Below are 4,804 nucleotides of genomic sequence, written 5' to 3'. Positions count from 1 at the left end.
TAAAATAAAAGATAATGATCTATAGTAAATAATATTTATATTTCAATAGATTAACTTATTTTTAACAAAATAAATACTATATTATCTTAATTTTAAAGTTTAGGTTAATTTTGTGAATTTACTCACAAAAGGGATAGGGTGGGCGCATGAAAAAATTTATTGATTTTGCATTTGTGCGCAAAACTGCATCTATTGAGCAACCACTTTTAAAATAAAGTAGTTAGCTAGTGGATCTTTATTCGGTATTGTCTGTCAAAGTAAAAGAGTACCTAAATATCCTGCGGTATTTACACTTACACTGATTTCTCAGACTACACGGTACGACCTGCTTGTTTCTTTGAGTTTTCAAGAGACAGAGGACGAAGAGCTTTTCATTGAGGATCTTTGATGTATGGATCTATCAGATTGGGAATAAGCTTCGCTGCTTCCTGTAAGGCCTTAAGCGGCATTGCATCCTTAGCCTGAATAGACATGCCTTCCAACATGATATTAAACGTGTCGGCAAGGGATGCAAGTTTGGCATTCGGATAAAGTTCACCTTTATCTAATGACTTTTGAAGACGTCTGGCAAAGACATCCCTGGTTTGTTGACGAAGTTCTTTTACAACTGCTGCAATCCGCTCTTCTTTAGGCGCAATGTTTATTGCCGCTAAAACTACCATGCAACCGCTCGGGGTTTCAGGGTTTAAGAGGATCGCTGCCGCTTTATTAAAGAAATCTCTTAAAAGCGGTTTTAAAGGTGCGTCAGAATTTTCAAAAGCAGTTAAAAGAGGAGTCCAGTAGCGTTTCTCATAGAAAGTGATAGCCTCTAAAAAGAGCATTTCCTTGCTTTTAAAAGCTGCGTAAAAGCTTGGAGGATTGATCTCCATTGCTTTACACAGTATGGACACGGATGCCGGTTCATAGCCTAACTTCCAGAAAATGCGCAATGCAGTCATTAAGGCAGTATCTCGATCAAAGGAGCGCGGACGGCCCTTACCTTTGGCGGAGACGAGGGTAGTATTGTCACTCATAGTTTGTTATCTGCGGATGATCAAATTTTTTAATGTTTAATCTTTGCTAATTATTTTAACAGAAGTTATAAAAACGCTTGTTTTAATGTAGTGATCGTTATAAAATTAATTATGTAGCGATCATTACATATTAATTAAGGAGTTAAAAATGAATGACTGCAAATGTGATAACACCAAAATTGTTTCGGTTAAAGAGTACGACGCAGTAATTACGGCAGCTAAGTATTACGTTGACGGCTTAAAATCCGGAGACGCGGATCTTGTTGCTAAAGCTTTTCATAAGGACGCTGTGATGTACGGTCTCTCGAACGGCACAACCTTATTGGGAGGACCTATCAGCAATCTTTATGATTTTGTTCGGCAGAACGGCAATGCAGCTGACATCAAGACTCATATTGATGTTTTAGCCATTACTCCGACTACAGCAGTAGTACGTATTGATATGGAAAAAGATGCCATCGGTGCTGATTACAATGATTTTCTGACCTTTATCAAACTAGATGGTCGCTGGCAGGCAATCGCAAAGGTATTCCATCAGTTTAACTGCTAGTAAAACTTTTTAATCCGGGCCTCTAGCTTAAGAGGCTTTTTGATTTTGAAGAGAGTAATGATGAAAATATCCTTCTTTGAGCTTAAAAGCAAAAAAGAGTTTTTTATCTCAATTTTTAGCTGAATTATTTAAGCTTTTCATTATTTTGAGCCATATAAAGAGCCAGATATTTATTCGTCACGTAGGTGGCAACCGAGATGGCAAGCCACAATCCGATTTTTCCGTCCAAAAATCCTTTTTTTATAAAGTAAATGCGTATGAAACCGAATAGGGCTCTAAAAGGAATTGATAAGAGATTTACTTTTTTCCCTTTTTTGAATTTATTTTCGCCAAAAGCAAGCTCGTAAGTTTTTTGTTTGTCAAAGTATTGCTCAAGAGTACGATAGGAATAATGGATCATCGGCTCCTTTAAATAAATGATTTTTGCATTTTTAGGAACTTCAAGCTTTTCATGAACCAGCGCATCGTCATAATGGGTATAGGAGTTTTTATAAAGACGCAGCACATAGTCAGGATACCATCCGCAATGATTTATACGATGAGATAAAAGGTAAGTGGCACGCGGAATAGCGAAAATCTCATTGCCAGAAGCTTTACTCAGTTCGTTTTTTATAAGCTCGACAAGCTGCGGGGTTAAACGTTCATCCGCATCAAGATGCAAAATCCATTCACCGCCGGCATGTTTTTGTGCATCCTGCCTGCGCGGGCCGTAGCCTTGCCATTTGTCGAAAATAACAACTTTGGCATTAAGACTTTTTGCCACTTCTACAGTGTTATCGGTACTTTCGCCGTCTATAACGATAATTTCATCGGCCAGATCTGCTGTTGAGGCAATGCAGTCCTTTAAATTTTTTGCTTCATTGCGAGTAAGGATTATGATGCTTAATTTCATTTTAAAATGCTCCTTTCGCTATTATCGGGAAGCAAAGGCTCGATTTTTTCCAGAAGATGATAGAGCCAAGCTTGTGCGGTTAAAGAATAGGCCGCTTTCTTTTTATCTTTAAGGGTTACGCCTAACTTGTAGCGGATTTTATTTTCTTTTTGGGATGCAAAATCACTTAATGTGAAAACAACGGAGTCATCGTTTTGGCGCTCAAGACTTATTAAATAGCGGGCACCGGTTTGTGCCAATTCTGCTTTTAGAGTGGAGCTTAAAGGAAGAGTTGAGCTCAAGGAGCAGATAATTGGTACGTTTTCGTAAAGCTCAAGGCTAAAGAGTCCTGCAGTGACGTTATCGAAAATAGCGCATTTTTCGTTATTTAAAAGTTGGGCAATTCTAGATGCAAGATTAAAGTCATCTTCACAGATAAGATAATTCTTAACGATTTTTCTTAGAGTACAAAGCGCGGCATTTTCTTCTTCAACGGAAGCGTTGGTTTCGATTACTTTTAATTCCAAAAGCGGGTAGGCGGCACGGTAACCGATAACGATGCTTTGAGCAAAATGCTCTTTTTCGACAAGTTGTCCGAGCAATGATTCCGAGATGCCGAAAAGGAAAAGTCTTTTTACTTTAGTGAATTGGTGTTTGGCAAAGTGCTCTAAAAGATAAGGCTTGATACCGGTCTGGTACATACTCTTAAATTCTGACGGGACACCCGGAGTAAACATGCAGACGGCGTTATTTATTTTTAAATAAAAGCCGCAGGCCGTACCGTTTTGATTGTCAATCATAACGGATCCTTCGGGGAGCATGGCCTGTTTTATATTGGTTTTAGGCATAACGCGTCCGCGTTTTTGGTGCCACTCTTCAAGACGCTTATACCAATATTCGTTTAATACCTGTTTTACGCCTGCAGCGCGGGCGGCAGCTTCCGTGGTGTTGTCGTCGGAAGTGGGGCCTAAGCCGCCGTTCACCAACAGTAAATCGCAGTGCCGGCTTCTTTCTTTAAGCAGATTTTCTATATCGCTAAGATTATCTCCCACCGTATGGCGCAATGTCGGCTGTATGCCGAGACTTAACAGCTCCTGGCAAAGCCAGGATACGTTGGTGTCGGTTATAAATCCGGTTAAGACCTCGTCGCCGGTGGAAATAATTTCAACTTTCATAAAAACTCCTTGTTGCTTGTTAAGTTTAGCAAAAGTCACGAAGGATGAAGCAAAGAGCCTTATAATGAGAAAGATTTTTGAGAAAAATAATAATTGTTGTTTCGGGGTTGTTTATGCCGATAAATATTCCAAACGGCTTGCCGGCAGCTTCAGTATTGGCCGGCGAGCAAATATTCGTGATGACGGAAGAAAGGGCAACGCATCAGGACATTCGTCCGCTTACTTTACTTTTTTTAAATCTGATGCCCAAAAAAATTGCGACGGAAATTCAGTACATGCGTAAATTGTCGAATACGCCGCTGCAGGTAAATATTGATTTATTAAGAGTAGATAAGCATATTTCCAAAAACACTCCGCAGCCGCATCTTGATACCTTTTATAAAGATTTTGAGGAAATAGAAGGACGCAATTATGACGGCATGATTATCACCGGGGCTCCGCTTGATCAAATCGATTTTTCCGATGTGACTTATTGGGACAAATTGGAAAAGATCATCACGTGGTCAAAAGAGCATGTTACTTCGACCTTGTTTTCCTGCTGGGGCGTGGCTGCCGGTCTTAAAATTTTCTATGACCTGCCTTTAATTAACCGTAAAGAAAAATTATCGGGAGTTTTCCTGCATCATACCGCACAAAGCCTTAATCCTTTAATAAGGGGCTTTGACGATACCTTTTTAGCTCCGCATTCGCGTTTTATCGATTTTCCTTCGGATGTAATAAGAGCAAAGACCGATTTGGAGATCTTGGCTGATTCTGAAATTACCGGCATGTTTCTTGCCGCAACTCCCGACAGAAGACAGGTTTTCGTGACCGGGCACCCTGAGTATGACGCAACAACTTTATCCGATGAGTACCGGCGTGATTTGGCAGCGGGAAAAGATCCGAAACTGCCAGAAAATTATTTTCCGCATGACGATCCGACACAAATTCCTTCTTGTGTTTGGAGATCTCATGCGTCGCTGTTATTCGGTAATTGGCTCAATTATTACGTATATCAAATAACTCCGTATAAATGGTAAATTTTTGCTTAATTTTTTGTTAAATAACTTTATGCTTTTTTTGAAAAAAATCCATAAAAAAGCATAAAATAAGCACGCTTGTTTTTTTGATGTTTATAGGATTTTAGTGTGGATAAATTCAAAATCGAAGGCGGCAAGGCCTTAAACGGTGAAGTTACTATTTCAGGTGCAAAAAA

General features: G+C 39.5%; 5 protein-coding genes. 2 read left to right on the top strand and 3 right to left on the bottom strand.

From position 1 onward, the window contains the following. Positions 1–371: 371 nt before the first annotated feature. Entirely contained in the window at positions 372–1,013 is a 642-nt protein-coding gene (locus QZ019_RS09205) for a TetR/AcrR family transcriptional regulator (RefSeq protein WP_295484454.1), read from the bottom strand. Positions 1,014–1,161: 148 nt separating this feature from the next. Between QZ019_RS09205 and QZ019_RS09200 the strand changes: the two genes are divergently transcribed. Next, the gene (locus QZ019_RS09200; RefSeq protein ID WP_249083855.1) at positions 1,162–1,563 is read left to right on the top strand and encodes a nuclear transport factor 2 family protein; all 402 of its coding nucleotides are present in this window, start codon (positions 1,162–1,164) and stop codon (positions 1,561–1,563) included. Positions 1,564–1,687: 124 nt separating this feature from the next. On the opposite strand, the gene QZ019_RS09195 is transcribed toward QZ019_RS09200, so the two are convergent. Further along, a complete protein-coding gene (locus tag QZ019_RS09195) occupies positions 1,688–2,455 on the bottom strand; it encodes a glycosyltransferase family 2 protein (RefSeq protein WP_295484451.1) in 768 nt (255 codons plus the stop codon). Continuing rightward, a complete protein-coding gene (locus QZ019_RS09190) occupies positions 2,452–3,609 on the bottom strand; it encodes a molybdopterin-binding protein (RefSeq protein ID WP_295484448.1) in 1,158 nt (385 codons plus the stop codon). The genes QZ019_RS09195 and QZ019_RS09190 overlap by 4 nt, the downstream gene beginning before the upstream one ends. Before the next feature lie 113 nt (positions 3,610–3,722). On the opposite strand from QZ019_RS09190, the gene metA reads away from it, so the two are divergent. Further along, a complete protein-coding gene (gene metA / locus QZ019_RS09185; RefSeq protein ID WP_295484446.1) occupies positions 3,723–4,628 on the top strand; it encodes a homoserine O-succinyltransferase in 906 nt (301 codons plus the stop codon). Positions 4,629–4,804: the final 176 nt, after the last annotated feature.

The sequence above is a fragment of the uncultured Succinatimonas sp. genome (assembly GCF_905203285.1).
Lineage (GTDB): Bacteria > Pseudomonadota > Gammaproteobacteria > Enterobacterales > Succinivibrionaceae > Succinatimonas.
The sequence above is the reverse complement of the archived record's forward strand: the minus strand, read 5'-3'. Positions and strand labels throughout refer to the sequence as shown.